This is a genomic window from Aeromonas media (assembly GCF_020423125.1).
Classification (GTDB): Bacteria; Pseudomonadota; Gammaproteobacteria; order Enterobacterales; family Aeromonadaceae; genus Aeromonas; species Aeromonas media.
Genome location: NZ_CP075564.1, coordinates 3,176,759 through 3,197,650, shown reverse-complemented (window position 1 = coordinate 3,197,650; position 20,892 = coordinate 3,176,759). Strand labels below are relative to the sequence as shown.

Below are 20,892 nucleotides of genomic sequence, written 5' to 3'. Positions count from 1 at the left end.
ATTACTGCTCTTCCTGCCTGAACAAGGCAATGCCGATTGCTCGGCATCCCCTGATTTCTTCATTGATTAATAAAGCAGGCTATAAAGCTTGCGACGATAACTCTGCGCAACCGGGTGTGCACCCATGGTGGTCAGAATATCGAGATAGATCTTCTTGGCGTCGCCAAACGCCATGTCGCGCTTGAGAATGTTGAACAGCAATGCCAGGGCCTCTTCCTGACGGCCAACCTGACTGTATAGCACCGCCAGCTCCTGAGTGAGGGCGCCGTCGTCTGGTGTCTCGGCATGACGCTGCTCCAGGGCGCGCAGCTCGGGGCTGTCGCCAGCTTGCAGCGCCAGCGCCAGACGGGAACTCAGGGTCTGGTAGTGATCATCCTGCGCCACCATGGGGATGGCTGCGAGCAGCGCCTGCGCCTCGTCCAGCAGAGTCAGATCCAGCGCCGCCTGCGCCAGCCAGAGGCTGATGTCGTGACGCTCGGGTGCCAGTCGGTGGGCCTGGGTGAGATGGGCATGGGCCACATCTGCCTGACCCTCAGTCAGAGCCTGCTGCCCTTTCTCGAGCAGCAACTCCTCTTCCTTGGGGGCGAAGGCGGCGAAATACTGACGCAGGGTGGCCTCATCTTGCGGGCCTTCCAGGATGGCCTGCTCGTCCGGGCGCCCCTGATGGAACAGCACCAGTGCGGGCAGCGCGCGCAGACCCAGCTGGCTGGCCAGGGGTTGCAGCTGGGGATCGTTCATGTCGACCTTGGCCAGGGTGACTGCGGGATTGGCCGGGCCGACCAGGGTCTCCACCAGCGGGGTCATGCCCTGGCATTCTGGCATCTGCGGGGCGTGGAAATAGATGACGACCGGCTTTTTCATGGACGCATCGATCAGTTCGGCGTGGAAGTTCTGGGGATTGATGTCGACGATCATGAGGCTGACTCTCGGAAAATGGTGTGGATCAACATGGGGTCCAGGGGCGTGGATTTCAAGCGCTCGTCCAGCAGGTAGCCATTGATCTGGCGGGTCGGGGCGGCGAGGCTCAGCCAACCGCTGCCAAAACGCCAGTCCAGCACCTGATATGTCCGGGTATCGAGCCTGTTGTCCAGCCGCCACCCTTCTTCTGGCACAAAACGTACCTTGTCGAGCCCGGCGGCAATGCCGGCCCCCTGGGCTTTCAGCACCGCCTCCTTGCGTGACCAGAGCCGATAGAAGGCCGAGGCCTGCTCCCGGGATGGCAGGGTGCATAGCCACTGATATTCGTCAGGGGCATAGAAACGCTGGGCCAATGGCAGGACGGGGCGCTGGCGCAAGCCCATCTCGACATCGATGCCGAGGGGGCCTTGCTGGCAGAGGGCGAGCACCAGCCACTCCCCGCTGTGGCTGAGATTGAACTGCCAGTCATGGCTGACCAGAGTGGGTTTGCCGTGCTCGCTGGTGCGAAACACCAGCGTATCGGGCGGGCAGCCAAGCCGCTCGGCCAGCAGGCGGCGCAGCAGTATCCGGCCGAGCAGATACTCTCGCTGGCGGCCAAGCTGGCGGATCTCATGCCAATGGCGATATTCGTCCGGCGAGAGCGCTGATTGCAGCCTGATCAACTGCTCGGCGTCGATGAGCGCCGGTTTTAACAAATAGAGATCCGCATAGAGCATAATATTTCACTTTAAAATGAGGTCGAAACAGCGATAACGATCCGTTTTGACAGGGCAAAACCGGTACTTTTGCGATTGTATATTGTTTGGCCATGATCACATTAATCATGCAAAACAGTGCATTTCCTTGCAAAAATGTGAGGTCGATAGGGATTTTCGCTTGCCTCGATAGAATTCTTGGATATAGTCGGGTGCTGTTGCCTTATAAATTGCTCTGTCGGGCTGCATTTTAACAAGTTTCACTCTATTTGCGGGGATAAAGGATTGCGCCACCTGATGCTACTGCTGGTCGCGCTCGGAATGGTGGGTTGTGCTTCTGCACCCCAGACCGAGGTCGCGAGCAAGATCGAGGTTTCCATGATGGAACCCGTGATTGAACCTGAAGTTTCACCCACACCAGATGTCAACGAAATCCTGACCGTATACAAAGAGTGGCGTGGTGTCCCTTACCGCATGGGGGGCAGCAGCCAGCGAGGCATAGATTGCTCCGCCTTCGCCCGTGAAGTGTTCCGCAATGCCGTCGGCATCGAATTGCCCCGCGATACCCGCTCCCAGGTTCATGAAGGCACCCGCGTTTCCAAGCAGGATCTGGTGGAAGGGGATCTGGTCTTCTTCAAGATCAACCGTCGCCTCAATCATGTAGGCATCTATGTCGGCAACGGTGAGTTCATCCACGCCTCTACCCGCGCCGGGGTGACCCGCTCCAAGCTAGACAACTCCTATTGGCGCAGCAAGTTCTGGCAGGCACGCCGGATCGAGATCTGAGTCAGGCTGGACAAACGGCTCGCAGTACGGACTGTTTTTCCAACCTCACTTGAACCGGGCTCCACGAAGCCCGGTTTTTTATGGCCCTCGTTTAGACTTTCCTTGGCCGACTCTCTATAGTGTGGCCCCTTCGATCCTCGGCAGGCCCAGCATGAAGACCCAGCACAAATCCGGATTGCACCCGCGCAATCGCCACCAGACCCCTTACGATTTTGATGCCCTCTGTCAGCGTACTCCCGCGCTGTTGCCCTTCGTGTTCGTCAACGAGCATGGCACCCGGACCCTGGATTTCGCCGATCCGGCCGCCGTCAAGGCACTCAACCGGGCCCTGCTGGCGTTGCACTACGGCATCCAGCACTGGGATCTGCCGCCGGGCTACCTGTGTCCCCCCATCCCGGGCCGGGTCGATTACCTGCATCGGGTGGCGGATCTGCTGGCCGAGAGTGCGGGGGAGGTGCCAAAGGGTAAGGGGGTGCGGGTGCTGGACATAGGTGTCGGGGCAAACTGCATCTATCCCCTGCTGGGGGCCCGTGAGTATGGCTGGCGCTTCGTGGGATCGGACATCGACCCCGTGTCGATCAAGGCGGCGACCCTGCTGGCGGCGAGCAATGGCCTGGGCAGCCAGATAGCGTGCCGCCATCAGGACAACCCCAAGCAGATCTTTCGCGGCATCCTGGAGCCGAAGGAGCGCTTCGCCCTGACCCTGTGCAACCCGCCGTTTCACGCCTCTCTGGCGGAGGCGAGCAAGGGGACGGAGCGCAAGCTGCGCAACCTCGGCAAGGCGCTGACGGGGGCTCCCGTGCTCAACTTCGGCGGCCAGAAGGCGGAGCTCTGGTGCGAGGGGGGCGAGGCGGCGTTTCTGGCGGCCATGATAGAGCAGAGCAAGGAGTTTTCAGGCCAGTGCCTCTGGTTCAGCTCGCTGGTGTCAAAAAAGGAGAATCTGCCAGCCGCACGAAAGGCGCTGGCTCGGGCGGGGGCGCAGGATGTCAGGGTGATCGACATGGCGCAGGGCAACAAGGTGAGCCGGATCCTGGCCTGGAGCTTCCTGGACGAGGCGAGCCGAACCGCCTGGTGGTCTGCCCCCGGCCGCTGAGGGAAGGGGGGAGACCAACCCCCCCCCCCCAGACTGCCTCCTTTTCCTGCCTTGACGGTTTCCGTCCAGGAGCCGTCACTGCAATCGTTTTTCTGCTTTGTGCCTGCCCGTTTTTCTCCGCGTGTTAGTGACCACTTTCATCCCTGGTACAGTTGTACGCCGAGATTTTTTTGTACTTACCTGTGAAACTTTCATAAAATGGGACTGGTTAGACCTCTTTACAGGCTTTGAATCGAATAGGGATCGGTACATGAAAGTTGTCGATTTTCTGAAGCACAAGCGCGAAATCCTGGCGCAGCACCCCTTTGAGCTCAAGGATTGGCTCTCTCCGGCGATCCGTGACTACTGGCGTGAGTTTCAGCAAAAGGCACACCTTCACCCTTTGCTGGGACGGGTGCTGGATCTCCAGGCGGAGCAGTCGCAGGTGCGGCAGCAGCGCGCATCCCAGGCTCAGGCGGTCAACAGCCAGCCGACCCTGATCGAAGAGAATGCGGTGGAGCTGAGTGGCGAAGCCGCCACCCTCTATGGCGAGCTGCAGGCCCGGATCGGGGAAGAGACCCATGTGGGTGAGTGGTTGCAGATAAACCAGGGGTTGATCGATCAGTTCGCGGCGGTGACCGGGGATCATCAGTGGATCCACACCGATCCCGAGCGTGCGGCGGCCGAGTCGCCGTTCAAGACCACCATTGCCCACGGTTTCCTGACCCTGGCCCTGCTGCCCCAGCTCACCGGCTCGGTGGACGAGGCGACGCCGGAGTTCCCGAGCGCCCGCATGGTGGTGAACTTCGGTCTGGAGCAGGTCCGCTTCCCGTATCCCATCAAGGTGGACAGCAACATCCGTGCCCGCACCAGGCTGTCGAGAGTCACTCCCATCAAGGGCGGGCTCGAGCTGCTCAAGGAGATCAAGATAGAGATCGAAGGGATCCGCCGCCCTGGCTGCGTCATCGAGTCGGTGACCCGGATCTATTTCTGACGCCCGTCTCTCCCGGCGATACACAGGCCCACTTCGGTGGGCCTGTGTCGTTTCAGGGTTCCTAGAAGCTGGCACCCAGGGTGATGATATGACGCCACTCCTTCTCGCTCAGGCTGGTCCGTGCGTCCTGATAGTCGAGCCAGGCATCGTCCCAATCCAGCTCGCTCGACCAGGAGAGGCGCAGGTGGTCGTTGAAATAGTAGCGAAGCCCCAGGCTGCCGCTGATGGACTGTTTTCGGGTGAGATAGGCTGAGGGCTGGTCGATGAACTTTTCGTAGCTCCCCTTGCTGAAGAGTTCAAACTTCTCCTGCCACAGCTCGAGGGGCTGGCGGTAGTCCCATCCCAGGCCGAGGAAGGGGTAGTTGATGATCCGCTCGTCGAACAGATCCGAGTTGCTCCACACCTCCGGGGTGAAGTAGGCACGCTCCAGACCGAGCTGACTGATCAACTCCAGGCGGCGCCGCTTGTCATTCCAGAAGCGGTAGCCGGGGCCCGAGGCGTAGTCTATTTCCAGATAGCCTGCCTCTATCAGGTTGTAGTCGATGTCGACGGAGGAACGCAGGAACCAGTGATCGTCGAAGAAGAAGTCGAGCTTGGGCTTGAGCTTGTATTCGTGGCTGTCGGTGACGTTGTTCGCCGTCTCGTAGATATATTCGCCATCCAGACTGTAGCGCCAGTCCAGATTGGCCAGCTCGGTGGAGACCTTGAGGTTGACGTTGTTGGTCTTCTTGGTGCTTTCCTTGAGCTTGATGTTGAGATCGCCGGTGCCGGTCAGGAGCCAGGCATTGACTTCGTCAGGGGAGTCCAGCAGCGGGATCCCCGTCTTGGTCAGCGGTTTCGGCTGCTCCTGTTTGTCCAGCCGCCAGCGTTTGATGGCATGGCGCTGGACGGTCAGGACTTCGCTGTAGGATGGCTTGATGCGGATCTGATCATCCGTGATCTCTTCTATGGTACCGGTCAGGCGATCGCCGTTCTGCATCCACAGGATGTCTGCCATCGCGGCGGAGCCGGGCAGCAGGGTCAGCAGGAGTGTCAGCAGCGGAAGGCCGCATTTCGTCATGGTCATCTCCCGGGAGGGCACTTAGCCACTGACGGGGCGGGGCAGCCCGTTCTTGTCGTCGAGCAGGGCGGTTACCCGGGCCCCGTCTATCTCCGGGGCCGCGATAAACTGCTCGACCTCGGGGGAGAGCACCAGCGGGGCACCCTCGGACATCTCCTCCTCGGTACGGGAAAGGGGGGAATGCACTTCCAGCCAGCGACGGCCATCGGGTTCGACCGCCATCTTGACCGGCTGGTTGATCACCTGCACCCGGGTACCGACAGGCACCAGGCCGAACAACATCTCTATGTCGTCGGGGCGCAGCCGGATGCAGCCCGCGCTGACCCGCAGACCGACCCCGAACTCCTTGTTGGTGCCGTGAATGAGGTAGTCCTTGTTGCCATAGCCCAGGCGCATGGCGAACTTGCCGAGGGGATTGTCCGGGCCCGGGGGCACCACGGCCGGCAGGTCTATGCCCTTTTGCTCCAGCCAGGACTTGCGCACCATGGGGCCGGGCACCCAGGTCGGGTTCGGGTTCTTCGCGATGACGGTGGTGGTCATCTCCGGCGTCTCGCGGCCGATGTCGCCGATGCCGATGGGCAGCACCATCACCTCCGCCTTGCCCTTGGGGAAGTAATAGAGTCGCAGCTCCGGCAGGTTGATGACGATGCCCTCCCGCGGCACATCGGGCAGCAGCATCTGGGTCGGCAGGGTCAGCCGGGTGCCGGGGGATGGTAAATAGGGATCTACCCCGGGATTTGCCTCGAGCAGTGCCAAAAAGCCAATCTGGGTATGTTTGCCGACCAGTTCCAGGTGATCGCCAGGTTGGACTATGTAGTCTTCCAGCTCACCGATGAGACGGCTGTCCGCCGGCGGCAGAGGATAGGTTTTCGACCAGGCCGGTGTGGTCCAGAGGCTGGCAGCGGCCAGCAGCAGTGAGACGATACGGAGATTGCGCATGGTTATTCCTATCGGCAGTTCTCGAGGGAAGCGCTTCCCTCCCAAAAAATGAGCAGAGATTGTCAACCAATCGACAGGGGATTACCAGCGTCAGACCGCGTCTCTCACGGGCCGGATGGAGGCATGTTGAGAGGCACTTTCGGCCCTCAGCCCCCTGTTTTTCAGGGAAAGGCGGATAATCCCGCGGCGGCGCCGGGGGAATAGGCCAAGAGACCACTCCTGACACTGAGGGCGCCGCTTGCTGTCTCAGCCAGCCTGGGCGTAGCAAGGGAAGGGGGGCGATTCGCCACAGGCTGACGGTTTAATAGCCAGTTGTCTGATCTGCAACGAGATTTACGTTGATTTCCCGCCTACGGTTGGGTCAATATGAGGGCCCGCGGAGAGATGCCGGAGTGGCCGAACGGGATTGACTCGAAATCAATTGTGGCAGCAATGCCACCCAGGGTTCGAATCCCTGTCTCTCCGCCACATATCAAACCCAACCTGTTGATTAGGTTGGGTTTTTTATTTTATCTATTTTTTTGGTATGCAATCCTGATGGATTACCTTGGACACCGACCCTGCCAGGCATCCACGGATTGTTGATACTTCTCTCTAGCAATCATATCAACCAAGGCAACGTAGCCTTGGCGCTGTCCGAGATGGCTCCCGCCAGCTCCGGCCTAGTTTCCAATAGTTGTTGGCTCAACAGCTCGATCACCAGCATGGCGCTTATCTTTGAGTGAAATGAACCCGCTGTCAGCGGTCCTGCCGGTTTTGCCGCTACCAGCAACTGATCTGCGAGGGTGGCGAGCGGGCTGCGACGGGTATTGCTGAGCACTATGATGCTTGCTCCGTGTTCTTTGCCCAGTTGCACCGCATGCAGCAGATCTTTGGTCGAGCCAGAGCTGGAAACAGCTATTACCCCCAGTTTCAGACAGGTGGCATTCATCACAGCTCGATGCATATCGCTGAACTGTTGGGCTGATATTCCCATACGCAGTAAGCGATAGGCTAGGTACTCCCCGATAATGGCACTCGCGGCAACACCATAGATCTGGTGGGCTTTCTCCAACAGCTCGGCACTTTGCACGAGAGCGTCCTTGCTTATCAGGGGGCCAGTATCACGCAGCGCCGCCACACTCTCCTCAATCTGTCGTGGTCAACTAAATCCGGGCACCGGGTTAGGCTGGTTTTCGGCTTTTGCTGGCGGTATCCCGTCATCGTCGATATGGGGGCGGATCGGACATAAGTGTGATGGCGATTTAAAATGGGTAATTCATTTAACTATTTAGGTTGACCTGCACTGACCATGAGATTTAAATGGTCACCATTGGCTGTCAACCTGCACTCAGCGGAGCGATTAGGGATGCCATGCCAGGTGGTGTTCCACTCATATTATTGCGGGAAGCAGGCATATGAAGTCGATGATGCGGTCAGAACCTTATCCATTGCTCTTGTCACACCGATTCTGGGGATTGCTGTCGATGGTCTTGCTGCTGAGCTTCTTCAGCATGGGCCTGCTAGCGAAAACCTATCCCGTTGAGCAGACTCGCATCGAGCAGTTTTTTCCGGGCGTCGTTATTTCCAAGGCCACCGGTCCCTATCAGGTTCGCACCCTGAGCAAAGAGGGCAAGCCGATAGGCTATGCGTTCCAGACCATCGATGTTGTGAATATTCCCGCCTACTCGGGCAAGCCCATCAACATGCAGATATTGCTCGACCCCAAGGGGGTGATTGTCGATGCCTATGTGCTCGAGCACCATGAGCCCATCCTGCTGATTGGTATTCCGGAAGCGAAGCTGCATGGTTTTAATGCCAGATATGCAGGCGTTGGAGTGAATCAACGAGTGGTGGTCGGCCACTCTAGCGATCCGGATGCGGTCACGATTGATGCCATCACCGGGGCGACAGTCACCGCCATGGTGGTCAACGAAATCGTCATGCACGCTGCGCACAAGGTGGCGCTGTCACTGAGTCTGGTCGAAGAGAAGAGCGGTGCGAAACCCAAGCCTGCCATGGTGCGCACCGATCGCTATGAGCCCGGAAACTGGGCGACGCTCACCGGCAACGGCGCCATCCGCCGGTTGCATCTGACCCGTGGCCAGGTCGATGCGGCGTTCAAAGGGACCGAGGCGCAAGACGTCGGCACTGCCACGGCCGAGCAGGTTGACGATACCTTCATCGATCTCTACGTTGCGCACCTGAATCCCCCCTCCATCGGCCGCAATCTGCTGGGGGACAAACAGTTCCAGGTGCTAATGCAGACGCTCCAACCCGGCGAGCAGGCCGTCGCCGTGCTGGGCAGGGGGGAATACTCCTTCAAGGGGTCGGGTTATGTGCGCGGCGGCATCTTCGACCGGGTGCAACTGCGCCAGTTTGGCGACACCATCAGTTTCCGTGACTCGGATTTCCAGCGTCTCGACGATGTCTATGCAGAGGGAATGCCTGAGTTTGACGAGATGGCGATCTTTACCATCCGTGCCCATGCGGCATTTGATCCCGGCTCGCCCTGGAGCCTGGAATTGCTGGTGCGCCGCCAGACCGGGCCGGTCAAGGGGGTCTTCAGCAGTTTTGAGCTTGCTTACCAGTTGCCCGAATCCTATCTGACACGCCCCCTGCCGAGTGCCGAGGAGCTGGCCGCGGCCGAAGAGGCTGCGCGACCGCTGTGGGTGAAGATCTGGTACCAGAAGAGCGTGCAGATCGGCATCATCGGGCTTGCGCTGCTGCTGCTCACCACCATCCTGTTCTTCCAGGACAGGTTCACCCGGCGACCCCATTTTCTGCACTGGCTGCGCCGTGGATACCTGTTGTTCACCGTGACCTACATCGGCTGGTATGCGCTGGGACAGCTCTCGGTGGTCAATGTGCTGACCTTTGTCCATGCGCTGTTCCAAGATTTTCGCTGGGAGCTGTTCCTCACCGATCCCGTCCTCTTCATCCTCTGGACCTTCACCGCCGCCACCATTCTGCTCTGGGGCCGTGGCGTGTTCTGTGGCTGGCTCTGCCCGTTTGGCGCGTTGCAGGAGCTGATCAATGAGGCGGCGCGAAAACTGAAGGTCCGCCAGTTCGAGCTTCCCTTTGCGGTACACGAACGGCTTTGGGCCATCAAGTACATCATCCTGCTGGTACTTTTCGGCATCTCGCTGGAGTCGATGCAGATGGCCGAACAGGCGGCCGAAGTGGAACCCTTCAAGACGACCATCATCCTCGGGTTCGATCGTCAATGGTGGTTCGTGTTGTACGCCGCGCTCCTGCTGGTGATCAACCTCTTCACCCGCAAGGTCTACTGTCGTTACATCTGCCCGCTGGGGGCTGCGCTGGCGATCCCCACCAAGCTGCGCCAGTTTGACTGGCTCAAGCGGCGCAAGGAGTGCGGCAGCCCCTGCCAGCTCTGTGCCAAGGAATGCGAGATCCAGGCCATCCACCCGGATGGGCGGATCAACGCCAACGAATGCCACTATTGCCTCGATTGTCAGATGACCTATCACAATGAGCGCAAGTGCTTGCCGTTAGTGATGAAAAACAAACAGGCCAAACGTGGCGGCCAAGGACAGGTTGGTATTGAACGGATACCTGTCACCTCAATTGAAACCTGAACAATCAATAACCCTCGTGAGGCGAGTCCGTTCGCCCCGTCAAAAACGATAAAGGAGTCGGTTTATGAGTGATAAGTATCCTGAGAATGCCGAGCAGGAGTTGAGTCAAGGCGGCCTCAGCCGTCGCAGCTTCTTCAAGGGGGCAGGTGCCCTGACGGGGGCCGCGCTGGCCACCACGGCCTTTGGTGGCGCGGTGATGAGCCGGGAGAGCTGGGCCGCGGCCGTTTCCGAGGCCAAGCAGAACATTCATGTCGCACCAGGGGATCTCGATGACTACTACGGCTTCTGGAGTGGTGGTCATCAGGGCGAGGTGCGGGTCCTGGGCATCCCCTCCATGCGTGAATTGATGCGTATTCCTGTGTTCAACGTCGATTCCGCCACCGGCTGGGGGCTGACCAATGAAAGCCGCCACATCATGGGCGAAAGCGTCAAGTTCCTGAACGGTGATTGTCACCACCCCCACATCTCCATGACCGACGGCAAATACGACGGCAAGTACCTGTTCATCAACGACAAGGCCAATAGCCGGGTGGCCCGCATCCGGCTGGACATCATGAAGTGCGACAAGATGCTGACGGTGCCCAACGTCCAGGCCATTCACGGCCTGCGCCTGCAGAAGGTGCCGCACACCAAGTACGTGTTTGCCAACGCCGAGTTCGTCATTCCCCATCCCAACGACGGCACCACCTTCGATCTGCAGGATAAAAACAGCTACACCCTGTTCAACGTCATCGACGCGGAGAAGATGGAGATGGCCTTCCAGGTGATTGTCGATGGCAACCTGGATAACACCGATGCGGACTACACCGGCACCTATGCGGCGTCTACCTGCTACAACTCGGAGAAGGCCTACGATCTGGGCGGCATGATGCGCAACGAGCGTGACTGGGTGGTGGTATTCAACATCCCGCGTATCGAGGCAGCCATCAAGGCCGGCAAGTTCGTGACGCTGGGTGACTCCAAGGTGCCGGTGGTTGACGGGCGGGAAGGCTCCGAACTGACTCGCTATATCCCGGTGCCAAAAAATCCCCACGGTTGCAACACCTCGTCCGACGGCAAGTACTTCATCGCCAACGGCAAGTTGTCACCGACCGTGAGCATGATCGAGATCGCCAAGCTCGACGATCTGTTCGCGGGCAAGCTCAAGGATCCGCGCGAGGTGATCGCGGCCGAGCCTGAGCTGGGTCTGGGTCCGTTGCACACCACCTTCGATGGCCGCGGCAATGCCTATACCACGCTGTTCATCGACAGCCAGGTGGTGAAGTGGAACATGGCCGACGCGGTGCGTGCCTATCAGGGCGAGAAGGTCGACTACATCAGACAGAAACTCGATGTGCAGTATCAACCCGGCCACTTGCATGCGTCCCTGACGGAAACCAGCGAAGCCGATGGCAAATGGTTGGTGGCGCTGTGCAAGTTCTCCAAGGACCGTTTCCTGCCTACCGGCCCGCTCCACCCGGAAAACGATCAGCTGATCGACATCTCCGGTGAGGAGATGAAGCTGGTGCATGATGGTCCCACGTTCGCCGAGCCCCACGACTGCATCCTGGCTCGCCGGGATCAGATCAAGACCCGCAAGCTGTGGGATCGCAAGGATCCTTTCTTCGCACCCACCGTAGAGATGGCGGCAAAAGACGGCGTCAAGCTGGAGACCGATAACAAGGTGATCCGTGATGGCAACAAGGTACGGGTCTACATGACCTCGATGGCCCCGGCCTATGGGATCACCGAGTTCAAGGTCAAGCAGGGGGATGAAGTCACGGTGGTGATTACCAACATCGATCAGATCGAGGATGTCAGCCACGGCTTCGTCATGGTCAACCATGGCGCCAGCATGGAGATCAGCCCGCAGCAGACGTCCTCCATTACCTTCACCGCCGATAAGCCGGGCCTGCATTGGTACTATTGCAGTTGGTTCTGTCATGCACTCCACATGGAAATGGTTGGTCGCATGCTGGTCGAACCAGCCTAACCATAGTGTCGGGTGGTGCCGATGGCATCGACACCACCCGAATATCCAGGATCCAGGACATGAACCCTCTATCGGCATTACCGACCTTGCCAAGGCAGGCCCGGAGCACTGTTGCGCTGTTGGTGCTGGGATGCTGCTGCATTGGTGCGGCCTTTGCGGCACCTCAATCCATTCGTTCCCTGCCCTTGCAACCCGATGGAGAGGCGCGTTGGCGTCTGCCTGCCGGAGAGTACCGGGGGCAGTTTCGTATTGAAGAATCCCTGATGCTCCGTTGCGAGGCGGGGGCGGTGATCAATGCTGAAGGGGAGGGCAATGCCCTCACCATCGCGGCGCCGAACGTGACGGTGCAGGGCTGTACTCTGACCAACTGGGGTAGCAACCTCACCAAGCTCAATGCCGCTGTCTTCATCCAGCGGGAAGCCAGTCACGCCAAGGTGCAGGCCAATCTGATGCAAGGACCGGCCAGCGGGATCTGGGTGGATGGCACGAGCAACGTCAGCCTGCTGGATAACGTGATCGAGGGAGAGCTGCGACTGCGTTCGCAGGATCGTGGCAATGGCATTCATCTCTATGCCGTGCACGGGGCGCGGGTCATCGGTAATCGGGTACGCCACGCCCGTGATGGTATCTATATCGATACCTCCAACGGCAACAGCCTCGAAGGCAATCAGCTGGAAGATCTGCGCTACGGCATTCATTACATGTTTTCCAACGACAACCGGGTGATCGGCAACCTGACTCGCCGCACCCGCACCGGTTATGCACTCATGCAGAGTCGCAAGTTGACGGTGATCGGCAATCGTTCCGAGCAGGATCAGAACTACGGGATCCTGATGAACTACATCACCTATTCCACCCTCAGGGACAATCTGGTCACGGAGGTTCGTGACGGGGGCGCGGGCGAAGGCATGATCTCCGGTTCCGAGGGCAAGGCGTTGTTTATCTACAACTCGCTCTTCAACCGCATCGAGCACAACCGTTTCGAGCGCAGCGCGCTGGGAATCCATCTCACTGCGGGATCGGAAGACAACCTCATCAGCGACAACGCCTTTATTAACAATCGGCAACAGGTCAAATATGTCGCCTCCCGGCGGCAGGAGTGGTCGGTGGCGGGCCGCGGCAACTACTGGAGCGATTATCTGGGCTGGGACCGTAACAACGACGGGCTGGGAGAGGTGGCCTACGAACCGAACGACAACGTGGACAGGCTGCTCTGGCGCTATCCGCAGGTCCGACTGCTAATGAACAGCCCCGGTATCGAGGTGTTGCGCTGGGCCCAGCGCGCCTTCCCCATCATCAAGTCTCCCGGTGTGCAGGATAGCTACCCGCTGATGCAGCCTCCGGCCATCGCCCCTCATCCACAGGAGAACCCCTCATGAACGCGGTCGACATTCAGGGCGTACACCAGCGCATCGGTGGCATGACCATATTGCAGGACGTGAACCTGAGCCTGCAGGAAGGTGAGGTGCTGGGGCTGTTCGGCCATAACGGTGCGGGCAAGACTACCAGCATGAAGCTGATCCTCGGCCTGTTGAGCCCGAGTGAAGGGCGGGTGCAGGTTCTCGGCGGTCAGCCACAGGATCTCAATGTGCGCCGTCAGCTCGGTTATCTGCCGGAAAACGTAACCTTTTATCCACAGCTCACGGGGCGGGAGACCCTCGCCCATTTTGCCCGTCTGCGGGGTGCAGCCCCCCAGCAGGTAGTGGAGTTGCTGGACCAGGTCGGGCTCAGCCATGCGGCGGCGCGTCGGGTGAAGACTTATTCCAAGGGGATGCGTCAGCGGCTCGGTCTGGCCCAGGCACTGCTTGGCGAGCCGCGTCTGCTGTTGCTCGATGAACCCACGGTGGGGCTGGATCCCATCGCCACCCAAGAGCTCTATCAGCTGATCGATCGCCTGCGCCAGGGGGGCACCAGCATCATCCTCTGCTCCCACGCGCTTGCCGGGGTGGAGGCCCACCTCAATCGTGTCGCCATACTGGCCGGTGGCCGCTTGCAAGCCGTGGGTGATCTCGCCCAGTTGCGCGCCGACACTGGCTTGCCGGTGCGGATGCGCATCCACGGATTGGAGGATGGCAACCATTGGATTGGGCGCTGGCGGGAGGCGGGCCATCAGGCTCGCTTGCTCGATGCACAGAGCGTGGAAGTGGTGGTGCACAACGGCCACAAGCTGGCATTGCTGCGCGAGTTATTGGGGGAATGCGAGCCCGGTGACATAGAGGTGCATCAACCTTCGCTGGAAGATCTCTATTGCCACTACATGGCGCGAGCCGATCAGGCGAACCGGAAGGAGGTACGGCCATGAATCAGGTCTGGAACATTGCCCGCAAGGAGTTCAGCGATGGTCTGCGCAACCGCTGGCTACTGGCCATCAGCCTGCTGTTTGCGGTGCTGGCGGTCGGCATTGCCTGGCTCGGCGCTGCCGCCTCCGGCCAGCTGGGATTTACCTCCATTCCCGCCACCATCGCCAGTCTGGCGAGCCTTGCGACCTTCCTGATGCCCCTCATCGCCTTGCTGCTGGCCTATGACGCCATTGTTGGCGAGGAGGAGAGCGGCACTCTGATGCTGCTGCTGACCTATCCCCTCGGCCACGGCCAGATCCTGATGGGCAAGTTTGTCGGTCACGGCCTGATCCTGGCACTGGCGACCCTGCTCGGTTTTGGCTGCGCCGCCCTGGCCATTGCCGTGCTGGTGGAGGATATCTCCCTCTCCACCCTGGTCTGGGCGTTCGGCCGTTTCATGGTGTCATCCACCCTGCTGGGCTGGGTCTTCCTCGCCATGGCCTATGTACTGAGCAGCAAGGTCAGCGAGAAGTCCCGTGCCGCCGGGTTGGCGCTGGGCGTCTGGTTCCTGTTCGTACTGGTGTTTGATCTGCTGTTGCTGGCACTGCTGGTGCTGAGCGAGGGCCATTTCAGCGCCACCCTCTTGCCCTGGCTGCTATTGCTCAATCCGGCCGATATCTATCGGCTGATCAACCTCTCCGGCTTCGAAGGGGAGAGTGGCGGGTTGGGGGTGCTTTCCCTCGGGAGTGAATTGCCCTTTTCTACCGACATGCTTGGGTTCTGCCTGTTGTTGTGGGTCGGCGTGTCGCTGTGGCTGGCTTATGCCGTGTTTCGTCGTCGCTCGGTCTGAGCCGGGTATAACAAGGATAGTAATATGCTGAATTCAAATAATTTTTATCTTAAAGGCAGCCTGATGGCCCTGCTGCTGGCCCTGCTGCTGGCGCTGGCCGGTTGCAATGATGTCGACTCGAACCCGCACGTTTATGATCCCGTTGCCTTTCACTCCGGCGACGAGTGCCACATCTGCGGCATGGCGATCACCGGCTTTCCCGGCCCCAAGGGCGAGGCGGTGGCTAAACAGGGTGCGATGAAATTCTGCTCTACGGCCGAGATGTTTGGCTGGTGGCTGCAACCGGAGAACCGGGAACAAGATGTCACCCTGTATGTGCATGACATGGCACGCTCGACCTGGGAAAAACCGGATGATGATGCCCTCATCGATGCCCGACAGGCCTTTTATGTCGTCGGCGCCAACCTGAAGGGGGCCATGGGGGCTGCACTGGCCTCATTCGCCCGCGAGGAGGATGCCGAAAGGTTTGCAACCAGCCAGGGCGGCAGGCTGGTGCGGTTCGAGCAGATAGATCTTGCCTTGCTGCAACCTGATCCCCAGTCCCATCCAGCTGAACCGCACGGCAGCCCGGCGGCCCATTGATAGGCTTTTTCATCCTTTATCACTCATTACATCGCAGGAGGATGCTCCCATGATGGGGATCAGCGTTTGGAAGCTATTGATTATTCTCGCCATTGTCATCGTGTTGTTTGGTACTGGACGCCTGAGTGGCATCGGTTCGGATCTGGGCAAGGCCGTGCGGGGATTTCGTAACATGCTGGGCGAAAAAGAGAGCCAGTAAGAAAACACCATCCGGTTACCCCCAATCTCTGCAGCCCTTGGTCGCGTCGGGCCGTCAGCATGACGGAGTGCGGGATGCGAGTGGCCGGATACCAAGCGGGGGATTGCTGCCTCCATCAACATAAGGAAATACCAATATGAAAAGAAACGTGTTTTCACTGCTTGTCCTGGGGGCTGCTGTTTGTCTGCAACCGGCCATGGCAACTGACGGCGAGACGTTATTCAAGAGCAAGCCTTGCGTGGGTTGCCACATGGTGGATGCCAAGCTGGTCGGCCCCTCATTCAAGGAGGTCGCGGCCAAGTATGACGGGCAGGCAGACGCGGTCACCCTGTTGGCAGGCCGCATCAAGAACGGTACCCAGGGCACCTGGGGGGCAGTGCCCATGCCTGCCAACGCCGTCACGGAAGAGGAGGCCAAGACCTTGGCCGAATGGGTGCTCAGCCATAAAAAATAACAAGTCGCTTGCACTGAAGCTCGGTGTGAATGCTGGCGTGATTAGCGATACCTCAGTTGAATGCTGATGGTGGTATCGGGCACGTTGTGGTGGCGGTGTAGCTTGGCCAGTTGTTCCGGGAGTCCGGTCGGGTTCGCTTGCCGACCCCGATAGCGCCGGGCGTGCTTGATGCAGTCGGGGGGCTCACGGTGATGCATCACTCGAGACGCTGTCGGCCAGTGGCCAAACAGCCGGCCTGACCCTACTTGATGGGCGCGATGCGGTGCGCAGGCAACACGTGCCGTTTGCACAGATGCAGCCTGTTGAGTTCAGGAGCATAGCGATGTACCTCGAGCCTGGTGATAAGACGGCTCCTCCTTTGGTGCCAAGGGCCGGCGCTGAGCGCGCTGGCCCCTTATGCTGCTTGTAAATGAGCGTTCCAGGTGTAGGGAGTTGCGCTGCAACGAGCAGAGTCGGTTATCTGATTGATAACGGGCATGGCATTGAGCCGCACCGGCAGCGAACCGTATTCTGCCAGCCGCCGAACGGCGTGATGCGGTAGCCACTTGGGATGTGGGTGAGCGAGGTATCCATGCCCCTCCCGTGAATGAGAAAGGGCATTGCCAGTTCGTCGATATCGATGTGTTGGCCTTTGAACTCATTGGCGCCGTACTCACCGGTTTGCTGGTGCTTGCCTCGCACCTTGATGGTGATGTTCTCCGCCATCCGCACCTCCGGTTTGGCTTCAACCTGGTGAGTCACGACGCCTGCTTCAGGGCCGATGTGCCGTGGTCAACGACATCCAGACACCCGGTTAGGCCGACTCTCGGCGGTATCCCGTCATGGTGTTGATGTGGACGCTGCCAGTGGTAGTCATCCATCAGGTAATAACAGCTATCCCGCTTCACCTCCCACAGGTTTATGTATCCCGTTGTCGGGAGCCACTCTGACTTGAGGCTCCTGAACAACCGTGCCATGCCATCGAGGCGTTCCCAGCCGTTGCCACGCCGGCCCATGCTCTGGGCCATGGGACAGCGGGCTGCCGTATTGGCGGTCCTGCTCGGTGTAACCGCCTTGGATCAGGCCGCCGTCGATACGGTCGGAGCGCCATAGGTGTGAGTCACGGTTGCGCCGTAGTGCCCTCTTTGTACGCCTCGCCATGACCGCAGGCGTCCACCATGCAGCCGACCCCGCCCCGGTCGCCTGCCTTGAACCTGTTGACCTGACAGCTGACGGCAACCACCCAACCGATGATTTCATGGCCCGGCACTATGGGATAGCGGGTTCAGCCTCCGTGATTGTGGGCGGCGTACAGATCCGAATGGCATACACCGCAGCAGAGAGTGTCGATCTCCACATCATCGGGGCGTGGCCGTCGGCGAGTGATGGGATGGCGTGCCAGCGGTGCCGTTGCCGGGGTGGCAGCATGAGCGTTGACTGATTTAATCATGATGTTCTCTCCGATGAGCTGGCCTCAGTTGCCGGGGAATCTCGGTGCAACACATGGGCGGCGCAGTGTCTTGGGCGGTTGAGTCACGAGATCGGATCATCATACGTTCACCCGGGCGGGTTGCAGCCGCTTGCCGTTGCCCACCACCAGGGTGGCCACCATCAACAGCGCGGCACTGCCAGCCAGGGTGGCGCCTATGGTGTAGTGATCGAGCAGCCAGCCTCCGATGCCGGCTCCCAGCATGATGGCGAGCTGGATGGCGGCCACGATGAGGCCGCCGCCACTCTCGGGGGCATCGTGGATCCCCCGGGCTATCCAGGCGGACCAGACAACCGGAATGGCGGCATTGATGGCGCGCCACAGGGTCAGCATCAGCGCGACGCCCCAGAAGTGGTGCTGCATGGCTAGCAGGCCAAGGGTGATGAGCGCAAGCATCAGGGGCAACCATCGGAGCAGCCGATAGAGGTGGCGATGCAGGGTGGCGCTGGCCACAGTGGTGCCCACGAATCCGGCCATTCCCAGCGCCAGCAGCAGGGAGGAGAGCTCCGGCAGGCTGGTTTGGGTACGGGTCTCCAGAAACGGCCGGAAGTAGGTAAACGCACAGAAGGCGCCTGCAAAGGTGAACATGACGCCGAGCATGGCCATCGCCACATTGGGCCGCTTCAGCAGTCCCAACGCTTGTGTCACGCGGCGTTCGCTTCGCATCGAGGGCAGGCTGACGGCCATCCACACCAGGTTCAGCACCACCAGCGGGGTCAGCAGCCAGAACACGCCCCGCCAGCCGATGATGCCACCCAGATAACTGCCGAGCGGAGCGGCAAAGGCGGTCGCGACGGCATTGCCGGTGTACATCAGGTCGAGGGCTCTGGGCACCGAGTCGGGGGCCACCAGCCTCATGAGGGTGGCGGTGGCCAGAGCCCAGAATCCGCCGACCACCACCCCCAGCAGGGCCCGGGCCAGCATCAGCAGCGCAAAGTTGGGGCTCAGTGCGATCAGGACGAGGGAGAGCAACATCATCAGTGCCAATCCCATCAGCACATGGCGCCGCTCATGGTGGGCACAGACCCGGGTGACCAGCAGGCTGGCGATGACGGCAAAGAGACCCGAGATGGAGATGGCAAGGCCCGCCTGACCATCGCTGGCACCGAGATCGCGGGCGATCGGGGTCAGCAGGCTGACCGGCATAAACTCGGCGGCGATAAGCAGGGCCACGCAGAGGGACATGGCTCCCACGGCCCCCCAATGTTCTTGTACCACGGGGAGGGGTTTGACAGCGGCATGATGAGTCTTCATTTCACGACCTGATATTGAAAGGGGGCTGAGTCATTTGACGGCTTCAATGGTGAGGGTGCTCGAGGGTTGGGCGGTCAAGGCATCCAGACCCGATGTAATGCGCCCCAGGCGGATGAGGCCGCTCGAGTAACCGAAGTCCCTGTAGTAGATAGCCAGGTTGCCCCAGGGGGCGTAGTAGGCGATGTCTCCGACTTGCGGGTCTATCCCCTCTGGCGCCGTCTGGGTGGTCAATTTACGCGGCAGATAGGCAATCTTCTCGGTCTCGGCATAGTCTTCGAGCGGCAATGTCAGGGGGAGCATGGCGAAAAAGTCCCGGGCGCTGTCACTCTCTTCCAGGCTGGCCGTGATGATCTGGCCGGCCATTGTCATCCTGATTTTCATGGTCTCTCTCCTGCTATGACTGACCTCGTCTGTGGCTGCGACCGCGCTGGTTGCCACCAGCAACAGGACCATAGCGCGGGTCAATATGCCTCTGGTCATCATTTTTTCCCCGACATGGTGCCATTGCACAGACTTGCTATCTCGCGTGGCCACCGATGAGAAAGACGCGGCGGGATGGCCCGCCGCGTTACTGGTTTTTACTTCAAGTTGGTCTTGAAGAACTGCTCGAACTGGTCGAACGGGATCTTGCCTGCCTCGTTATCGTAGAGATCCACATGGTTGGCGCCCGGTACCACGACCAGTTCTTTTTGCTGGCTGCCTACCGCCTTGAAGGCATCTTCGGCAAAGTAGCGCGAGTGGGCATTCTCGCCGGTGACGATCAGCGCAGGAATGTTGATCTCGCTGGCATAGCTAAGCAGCGGCATATTCATAAATGACAGCGGCATGGTGGTGGTCCAGGCACCATTGGAGTTCACCGAACGCGCATGGAAACCGCGCGGGACACGGTAGTAGTCGAAGAACTCCTTGAGTACTGGATGTGGATTGTCCGGCAGTGCCTCTGGCAGGGTCCGGTTGGCTGCCGTGACGTTACCCTTCTGGTCGACATAGAGATCGTGATTGCTATGGGCAAAAGAGCCACTTTCTGCGTCTTGCCAGCGTTGTTCGTTCAGGTGTTTCAATATGGCGCGGCGATCGGCAGTGGTGTAACGATCCTTGCCATCGCCCACGCCATGCCCCATGGCTCGACTCATGTCATACATCACGCTGGTCGCCACGGCTTTGACGCGAGTATCGGCAGCAGCGGCATTGAGGGCCATGCCACCCCAGCCACAGATGCCCAACAGGCCGATACGATTGCGGTCGACCTCTTGTTGCAGGCCGAGAAAATCGACGGCGGCACTGAAGTCTTCGGTGTTGATGTCGGGGGAGGCCACGTCGCGCGGTTGGCCGCCACTTTCGCCGGTGTAGGAGGGGTCAAATGCCAGGGTGACGAACCCGCGCTCGGCCAGGGTCTGGGCATAGAGACCGCTCGACTGTTCCTTCACCGCGCCAAAGGGGCCGCTCACGGCAATGGCTGCCAGCCTGGCGTTTCCCCGGTTCTTCGGCAGGTAGAGGTCGGCGACCAGGGTCAGGCCGTATCGGTTCTTGAAGCTCACTTTGCGATGCTCGACCTTGTCGCTCTGGGCAAAGGTCTTGTCCCATTGGGTCACCATGGAGACGGGTTCAGTGGGATGGGTGTTCTGGGCATGGCTCATCGTGGAGACTCCGGTTAATGCTGCGCCCAGCAGCAGGGCAGACGCGATAGCGGTCAGCTTCTTGGGGAGAACATTCATGGCAACGCTCCTTGAAATCGGATTTTGATCCGTGGTTCTGGGGGGATGGTGTTGTGAACCATGAGCTGCATTCTAGT

Annotated in this window: 22 protein-coding genes, 1 tRNA gene and 1 pseudogene; 12 read left to right on the top strand and 12 right to left on the bottom strand. The window is 59.8% G+C overall.

Annotation, left to right across the window (positions count from 1 at the left end; all coding sequences use genetic code 11):
• Positions 1-66: 66 nt before the first annotated feature.
• On the bottom strand, positions 67-915 hold the full coding sequence (locus tag KI797_RS14680) for a tetratricopeptide repeat protein (RefSeq protein WP_226169872.1): 849 nt from the start codon (positions 913-915) through the stop codon (positions 67-69).
• Positions 912-1,634 carry a 4'-phosphopantetheinyl transferase family protein gene (locus KI797_RS14675; protein ID WP_226169870.1) on the bottom strand — a complete coding sequence of 241 codons (723 nt, stop codon included), beginning with the start codon at positions 1,632-1,634 and terminating at the stop codon, positions 912-914. Before KI797_RS14675 ends, KI797_RS14680 begins: the two co-directional genes overlap by 4 nt.
• Positions 1,635-1,910: 276 nt before the next feature.
• Here KI797_RS14675 and KI797_RS14670 point away from each other — a divergent pair, with 276 nt between their 5' ends.
• From KI797_RS14670 to KI797_RS14660, 3 genes are all read left to right on the top strand, one after another.
• Positions 1,911-2,399 (top strand): C40 family peptidase, encoded by a 489-nt coding sequence (locus KI797_RS14670; protein WP_025327795.1) that lies wholly within the window; start codon positions 1,911-1,913, stop codon positions 2,397-2,399.
• Positions 2,400-2,550: 151 nt separating this feature from the next.
• Complete coding sequence (gene rlmF / locus KI797_RS14665) at positions 2,551-3,492, top strand: 23S rRNA (adenine(1618)-N(6))-methyltransferase RlmF (RefSeq protein ID WP_226169868.1); 942 nt, start codon at positions 2,551-2,553, stop codon at positions 3,490-3,492.
• A gap of 250 nt (positions 3,493-3,742) precedes the next feature.
• Entirely contained in the window at positions 3,743-4,465 is a 723-nt protein-coding gene (locus KI797_RS14660; protein ID WP_106886164.1) for a MaoC family dehydratase, read from the top strand.
• Between the two features lie 61 nt (positions 4,466-4,526).
• Here KI797_RS14660 and KI797_RS14655 read toward each other — a convergent pair whose 3' ends face one another.
• Together KI797_RS14655 and KI797_RS14650 are read right to left on the bottom strand one after the other, a co-directional pair.
• Positions 4,527-5,525, bottom strand: a complete 999-nt coding sequence (locus KI797_RS14655; protein ID WP_404801063.1) for a DUF481 domain-containing protein — start codon at positions 5,523-5,525, stop codon at positions 4,527-4,529.
• A 21-nt stretch (positions 5,526-5,546) separates the two neighbouring features.
• Positions 5,547-6,464, bottom strand: a complete 918-nt coding sequence (locus tag KI797_RS14650; protein WP_043131195.1) for a L,D-transpeptidase family protein — start codon at positions 6,462-6,464, stop codon at positions 5,547-5,549.
• A gap of 378 nt (positions 6,465-6,842) precedes the next feature.
• On the opposite strand from KI797_RS14650, the gene KI797_RS14645 reads away from it, so the two are divergent.
• Positions 6,843-6,932: transfer RNA gene (locus KI797_RS14645), tRNA-Ser, on the top strand.
• Between the two features lie 133 nt (positions 6,933-7,065).
• Here the strand turns inward: KI797_RS14645 and KI797_RS14640 are convergent.
• Positions 7,066-7,536, bottom strand: coding sequence for an SIS domain-containing protein (locus KI797_RS14640; protein ID WP_202806765.1), 471 nt, complete (start codon positions 7,534-7,536; stop codon positions 7,066-7,068).
• Between the two features lie 394 nt (positions 7,537-7,930).
• On the opposite strand from KI797_RS14640, the gene nosR reads away from it, so the two are divergent.
• From nosR to KI797_RS14600, 8 genes are all read left to right on the top strand, one after another.
• Positions 7,931-10,042 carry a transcriptional regulator NosR gene (nosR, locus tag KI797_RS14635; protein WP_226169866.1) on the top strand — a complete coding sequence of 704 codons (2,112 nt, stop codon included), beginning with the start codon at positions 7,931-7,933 and terminating at the stop codon, positions 10,040-10,042.
• A 64-nt stretch (positions 10,043-10,106) separates the two neighbouring features.
• Positions 10,107-12,014, top strand: coding sequence for a TAT-dependent nitrous-oxide reductase (nosZ, locus tag KI797_RS14630; RefSeq protein WP_125729727.1), 1,908 nt, complete (start codon positions 10,107-10,109; stop codon positions 12,012-12,014).
• Positions 12,015-12,073: 59 nt separating this feature from the next.
• Positions 12,074-13,393 (top strand): nitrous oxide reductase family maturation protein NosD, encoded by a 1,320-nt coding sequence (locus KI797_RS14625; RefSeq protein ID WP_226169864.1) that lies wholly within the window; start codon positions 12,074-12,076, stop codon positions 13,391-13,393.
• Complete coding sequence (locus tag KI797_RS14620; RefSeq protein WP_042650506.1) at positions 13,390-14,316, top strand: ABC transporter ATP-binding protein; 927 nt, start codon at positions 13,390-13,392, stop codon at positions 14,314-14,316. Before KI797_RS14625 ends, KI797_RS14620 begins: the two co-directional genes overlap by 4 nt.
• On the top strand, positions 14,313-15,143 hold the full coding sequence (locus KI797_RS14615) for an ABC transporter permease (RefSeq protein WP_005324386.1): 831 nt from the start codon (positions 14,313-14,315) through the stop codon (positions 15,141-15,143). Before KI797_RS14620 ends, KI797_RS14615 begins: the two co-directional genes overlap by 4 nt.
• Positions 15,144-15,206: 63 nt before the next feature.
• On the top strand, positions 15,207-15,725 hold the full coding sequence (locus KI797_RS14610; RefSeq protein WP_226169862.1) for a nitrous oxide reductase accessory protein NosL: 519 nt from the start codon (positions 15,207-15,209) through the stop codon (positions 15,723-15,725).
• Between the two features lie 49 nt (positions 15,726-15,774).
• Positions 15,775-15,924: a twin-arginine translocase TatA/TatE family subunit gene (gene tatA / locus KI797_RS14605; RefSeq protein WP_041206197.1), complete on the top strand. Its 150-nt coding sequence runs from the start codon at positions 15,775-15,777 to the stop codon at positions 15,922-15,924.
• 136 nt (positions 15,925-16,060) lie between these two features.
• Positions 16,061-16,378 (top strand): c-type cytochrome, encoded by a 318-nt coding sequence (locus KI797_RS14600; protein ID WP_226169860.1) that lies wholly within the window; start codon positions 16,061-16,063, stop codon positions 16,376-16,378.
• A 41-nt stretch (positions 16,379-16,419) separates the two neighbouring features.
• On the opposite strand, the gene KI797_RS14595 is transcribed toward KI797_RS14600, so the two are convergent.
• The 7 genes and pseudogenes from KI797_RS14595 to KI797_RS14565 form a co-directional block, all read right to left on the bottom strand.
• Positions 16,420-16,578, bottom strand: coding sequence for a hypothetical protein (locus tag KI797_RS14595; RefSeq protein ID WP_226169858.1), 159 nt, complete (start codon positions 16,576-16,578; stop codon positions 16,420-16,422).
• 256 nt (positions 16,579-16,834) lie between these two features.
• On the bottom strand, positions 16,835-17,083 hold the full coding sequence (locus tag KI797_RS14590) for a hypothetical protein (protein ID WP_226169856.1): 249 nt from the start codon (positions 17,081-17,083) through the stop codon (positions 16,835-16,837).
• A gap of 32 nt (positions 17,084-17,115) precedes the next feature.
• Positions 17,116-17,394 (bottom strand): annotated as a pseudogene (locus KI797_RS14585) (hypothetical protein); the annotation flags it as partial.
• 83 nt (positions 17,395-17,477) lie between these two features.
• Entirely contained in the window at positions 17,478-17,627 is a 150-nt protein-coding gene (locus KI797_RS21105; protein WP_226169855.1) for an alcohol dehydrogenase catalytic domain-containing protein, read from the bottom strand.
• Positions 17,628-17,906: 279 nt separating this feature from the next.
• Positions 17,907-19,100, bottom strand: coding sequence for an MFS transporter (locus tag KI797_RS14575; RefSeq protein WP_226169853.1), 1,194 nt, complete (start codon positions 19,098-19,100; stop codon positions 17,907-17,909).
• Positions 19,101-19,130: 30 nt separating this feature from the next.
• Entirely contained in the window at positions 19,131-19,481 is a 351-nt protein-coding gene (locus KI797_RS14570; RefSeq protein ID WP_226169851.1) for a cyclophilin-like fold protein, read from the bottom strand.
• Between the two features lie 197 nt (positions 19,482-19,678).
• Complete coding sequence (locus KI797_RS14565; protein WP_226169849.1) at positions 19,679-20,815, bottom strand: alpha/beta hydrolase; 1,137 nt, start codon at positions 20,813-20,815, stop codon at positions 19,679-19,681.
• Between the last annotated feature and the right edge of the window lie 77 nt (positions 20,816-20,892).

Excerpts from the sequence above, each read along its gene's own strand:
- KI797_RS14680 (WP_226169872.1), bottom strand. The coding sequence starts at position 915 with ATGATCGTCGACATCAATCCCCAGAACTTCCACGCCGAACTGATCGAT.
- KI797_RS14675 (WP_226169870.1), bottom strand. The coding sequence starts at position 1,634 with ATGCTCTATGCGGATCTCTATTTGTTAAAACCGGCGCTCATCGACGCC.
- KI797_RS14670 (WP_025327795.1), top strand. The coding sequence starts at position 1,911 with ATGCTACTGCTGGTCGCGCTCGGAATGGTGGGTTGTGCTTCTGCACCC.
- rlmF (WP_226169868.1), top strand. The coding sequence starts at position 2,551 with ATGAAGACCCAGCACAAATCCGGATTGCACCCGCGCAATCGCCACCAG.
- KI797_RS14660 (WP_106886164.1), top strand. The coding sequence starts at position 3,743 with ATGAAAGTTGTCGATTTTCTGAAGCACAAGCGCGAAATCCTGGCGCAG.
- KI797_RS14655 (WP_404801063.1), bottom strand. The coding sequence starts at position 5,525 with ATGACGAAATGCGGCCTTCCGCTGCTGACACTCCTGCTGACCCTGCTG.
- KI797_RS14650 (WP_043131195.1), bottom strand. The coding sequence starts at position 6,464 with ATGCGCAATCTCCGTATCGTCTCACTGCTGCTGGCCGCTGCCAGCCTC.
- nosR (WP_226169866.1), top strand. The coding sequence starts at position 7,931 with ATGGTCTTGCTGCTGAGCTTCTTCAGCATGGGCCTGCTAGCGAAAACC.
- nosZ (WP_125729727.1), top strand. The coding sequence starts at position 10,107 with ATGAGTGATAAGTATCCTGAGAATGCCGAGCAGGAGTTGAGTCAAGGC.
- KI797_RS14625 (WP_226169864.1), top strand. The coding sequence starts at position 12,074 with ATGAACCCTCTATCGGCATTACCGACCTTGCCAAGGCAGGCCCGGAGC.
- KI797_RS14620 (WP_042650506.1), top strand. The coding sequence starts at position 13,390 with ATGAACGCGGTCGACATTCAGGGCGTACACCAGCGCATCGGTGGCATG.
- KI797_RS14615 (WP_005324386.1), top strand. The coding sequence starts at position 14,313 with ATGAATCAGGTCTGGAACATTGCCCGCAAGGAGTTCAGCGATGGTCTG.
- KI797_RS14610 (WP_226169862.1), top strand. The coding sequence starts at position 15,207 with ATGGCCCTGCTGCTGGCCCTGCTGCTGGCGCTGGCCGGTTGCAATGAT.
- tatA (WP_041206197.1), top strand. The coding sequence starts at position 15,775 with ATGATGGGGATCAGCGTTTGGAAGCTATTGATTATTCTCGCCATTGTC.
- KI797_RS14600 (WP_226169860.1), top strand. The coding sequence starts at position 16,061 with ATGAAAAGAAACGTGTTTTCACTGCTTGTCCTGGGGGCTGCTGTTTGT.
- KI797_RS14590 (WP_226169856.1), bottom strand. The coding sequence starts at position 17,083 with ATGGCGGAGAACATCACCATCAAGGTGCGAGGCAAGCACCAGCAAACC.
- KI797_RS14575 (WP_226169853.1), bottom strand. The coding sequence starts at position 19,100 with ATGAAGACTCATCATGCCGCTGTCAAACCCCTCCCCGTGGTACAAGAA.
- KI797_RS14570 (WP_226169851.1), bottom strand. The coding sequence starts at position 19,481 with ATGAAAATCAGGATGACAATGGCCGGCCAGATCATCACGGCCAGCCTG.
- KI797_RS14565 (WP_226169849.1), bottom strand. The coding sequence starts at position 20,815 with ATGAATGTTCTCCCCAAGAAGCTGACCGCTATCGCGTCTGCCCTGCTG.